The following is a 3016-nucleotide window of genomic DNA, read 5'->3' on the forward strand; positions in this document are numbered from 1 at the left end:
GTCGCTCCGACCGGGGACGGGTTCGAGGCCGCGCCGTGGCCCGACGTCCCGGAGGCGCCTTCGGCCTCCCTGCGGTGGTCGGCACGGGATGCCGCCGCACTGCTCTCGGCATTGGTCACCGAGGGCGGCGGCGTGCCTGCACGGGTCGTCGAGGAGGCCCGCGCCACGAGCGTCAGACCGCATCACGGCGGCGGTGGCCACACCCAGGTGTTCTTCGAGGACCACCGCCGGGGCGTGCGGGTGCTGGAACACGCCGGGGCCGACGGACAGGCCTGGCTGACCCTCATCCCGGAGGCGGACGTCGGCGTGTTCGTCGCGGTCAACTCCCAGGATGCCGCAGCGACCGAGGCGACCGGAGCCGTGGTAGACGCAGTGATCGACTGGATGGTCCACGCCGGTCGGGCGCACCCGGCACCCGCGGGTCCGGCCCCGGCGATCATCCCTGAGTGGTTGCCGTCGAGCCGCGCCACGACCCCGACGGGCTCGTTCCAGGAGCGACTCTTCACAGGACTCGGACCAGAGAAGCTGCTCCGCAGCCTGCTCGGGCAGGTCCGAGTGACCGCCGACGGGGACGACCTCGTGTTGAACGGACGACGACTCACGCCCGAGAGCGAGGGGCGCTGGTGCGACCCGGCCGGTTGCGTCGCCGGTCGGATCAGCAGGTCGGGGATCACGGTGCTCGAGCGCGGAGACCGCGGCATGCTCGAGCAGACACTCACACCGTCGTCGCCACAGGACGATCGGCGGGTGGTCATGTCCGCTCTGCTCGCATGGGTGGTGGTCGCACTGGCCGTCGTGGTCGGTGCCATGAGGCGGCTCGTTCGACGTGGACGCGGGCGCGAGCGGACTCCCTCCTTGGCGCCGGGGATCGCCGTCGCCTGGGTGACCGCAACCGCGGTCACCTTCTCAGCCGCGATCACCATGCCCCTCGGTCCTCTGCTGTGGGGGTGGCCCACGCTCGCCGCCCCCCACACGACTCTCACAGCCCTGGCCATGCTCAGCGGTGCGCTCGCCGTCGTGTGGTCGATCGCCGCCGCCCGCCGCTGGCGGACGGTGCCGTCACGTCATCTCGTGGCCGCCGGGACGTGCGCGGCCCTCGCGCTCCCGATGCAGCTCTCCCTCATGTACTGGGGGGGTGCTCTCTAGCGGACCGAGGTATCGCCCTGTTCGCATGGCCTTCCCGGCCCCGGCGACGGCCGGGGGCCCGGTGCCGTTGGACGGCGTCGTGGTTACCGCATCGAGCGCTGCAGTAGCGCCGTCCGCCGTTCCGGCTGGTGTCGACGAACACCTCGGGGCACCCCGCGCGGAGACAGGCCCCCAGACGACAGCCCTCCGACTCGACCGCGAAGATCGCCAGACCGCCTGCGGTGATGGCCCTGACGCGCTCCACGACGTCGTCGCCGTCGGCCGCGAAGTGCAGGTGGGGCTTGTGCCCGTCGTGTGTGCTCAGGGACGGCCTCGACGCGGCCGATTCCAGCAGCTCGTTGATCGCGTCGCATGTGGAGTCCACGTCCGGCGCCGAGAACGGCGCTCTCAGCCGCGATGCCCACTCCTTCAGGCGTTCTGACCTGGCGTTGTCCAGCTCGGGCCTGCGGACGCCGTGGGCGCGGAGCACCCCGACGGCCGCGTCGGCGTCCCACGACCCGGCGGCGAGCGAGGCCAACTCCGCCGCGAGTGTCGGGCCGACCATATTGCCATGGTTGAACTGCACTGACCCATTGCACCACAGTCGGCGCATGACCACAGCAGCCTGTTCACCCACCGACCTCCACCACGACCGCGGCGTCCTCGTTCCGCATCCCGCGGACCCTGGCCGGCATCAGCACGACTGGCTGCGCCGTTCGTCCCACCCGACCAGCGAGGGCACCGTGACCTACGAGTCGTGCCACTGCGGGGCGCATCGCGTCCTACGCGCCGGCGTGCCCGTCGCCCGGGCGTAGGACGGATCGACGCTCAGACGGTGGTCGAGATCGAGCGCTCCCTGACCTTGAACCAGATCGAGAAATCCTCGGCGGCCCGACGGACGACGTCGTAGCTCGACCCGCCCGTGAGGTCGTTGAAGCTGTCCCGCACGCCGTCGACTCCGGTCGACCGGGTCTCCTTGGGGATGCCGAAGCCCATCTTCCAGTCGGAGAAGCTGCGCTCGGCTGCGGGTTCCGTTAACAGGACCCTGACGCGACTGTGTCTGTCATCGGCGGCGATGCGCGTCATCAACTCGTCGATCGCGGCCGGAGGGCCTTCGAGGAACTGGATGAAGCAGTTGTTCCTGAAGAGGAGGACACCGGTGATATCGGCGGCACGGTTGCGCTCCCGGGAGGTGAACAGGATGGACTCCAGGTCGCCCGGCAGCATCTTCCGCACCGGCACGCTCGTGTACACCAGATACTTCAAGTGCCCGGTCCCGGGCGACGTGGGGGACTCAGCGTCCAGCGACATTCAACCCTCCCTCGCTCGCCTCGGAAAAATACAGATCATTCAGACTGGAGATCGCCTCGTCCAGCGAACCGGACTCGCCATGCTGTCTCGACATCCTGTCGTAGCAGGTGAAACCGCCGTCGGAATTCCGGTCGATGTACCCCACGAAGTTCCCGCGGAAATTACCGACGAAGAAACTGTCTTCCACCTGGGACCATCGTATTTCTTCGTCGCCTTCGATTGCCGAAGTCACTCCCACCCCTTTTCTTCCCTGACAAGGTGTCTCGCCCACCGCCGTACACGCCCACAGAACGTGGCCCGAGCCACGTCACCGGGAGACGCTGCCGCCGCGCGCGGCCGAACAAGGGATTGGGTACGCACCGACGTGTCTCCCGACCCCGCACTACTTTTCTCTCCTGAGAACTCACATCCTGCTCACGCTGTCCGCAATAGCGGCACACGGTGCCATCATGGTGTGCTCGCGAACACCGCGCCACCGATGGCGCCGGCCACGTCCGGGACGCGGGCGAGTGCGCGGCAGCTCGCGGACGCGATCAGACCTCCCCCGGCCGCACCACTGTCCGGCCCAGCCGGCGCGACA

The 3016-nt window shown here is 69.2% G+C and carries 5 protein-coding genes; 2 read left to right on the forward strand and 3 right to left on the reverse strand.

All coding sequences use genetic code 11. From position 1 onward, the window contains the following. Window positions 1-1146, forward strand: a 1146-nt coding sequence (locus tag G6019_RS12020) for a hypothetical protein (RefSeq protein WP_182627682.1), incomplete at its 5' end; no start/stop codon positions are given. Here the strand turns inward: G6019_RS12020 and G6019_RS12025 are convergent. Then, entirely contained in the window at window positions 1121-1690 is a 570-nt protein-coding gene (locus G6019_RS12025) for a CGNR zinc finger domain-containing protein (RefSeq protein WP_228549413.1), read from the reverse strand. The genes G6019_RS12020 and G6019_RS12025 overlap by 26 nt on opposite strands. 46 nt (window positions 1691-1736) lie before the next feature. Between G6019_RS12025 and G6019_RS12030 the strand changes: the two genes are divergently transcribed. After that, window positions 1737-1940 carry a hypothetical protein gene (locus G6019_RS12030; protein ID WP_107755382.1) on the forward strand — a complete coding sequence of 68 codons (204 nt, stop codon included), beginning with the start codon at window positions 1737-1739 and terminating at the stop codon, window positions 1938-1940. Between the two features lie 13 nt (window positions 1941-1953). Here the strand turns inward: G6019_RS12030 and G6019_RS12035 are convergent, their stop codons facing one another. Both G6019_RS12035 and G6019_RS12040 read right to left on the reverse strand, forming a co-directional pair. After that, entirely contained in the window at window positions 1954-2436 is a 483-nt protein-coding gene (locus G6019_RS12035) for a BLUF domain-containing protein (RefSeq protein ID WP_107755381.1), read from the reverse strand. Then, complete coding sequence (locus tag G6019_RS12040) at window positions 2420-2668, reverse strand: hypothetical protein (protein ID WP_231750438.1); 249 nt, start codon at window positions 2666-2668, stop codon at window positions 2420-2422. Before G6019_RS12040 ends, G6019_RS12035 begins: the two co-directional genes overlap by 17 nt. Window positions 2669-3016: the final 348 nt, after the last annotated feature.

This window comes from Dietzia sp. DQ12-76 (assembly GCF_014145045.1).
In the GTDB taxonomy this organism is placed as follows: Bacteria; Actinomycetota; Actinomycetes; order Mycobacteriales; family Mycobacteriaceae; genus Dietzia.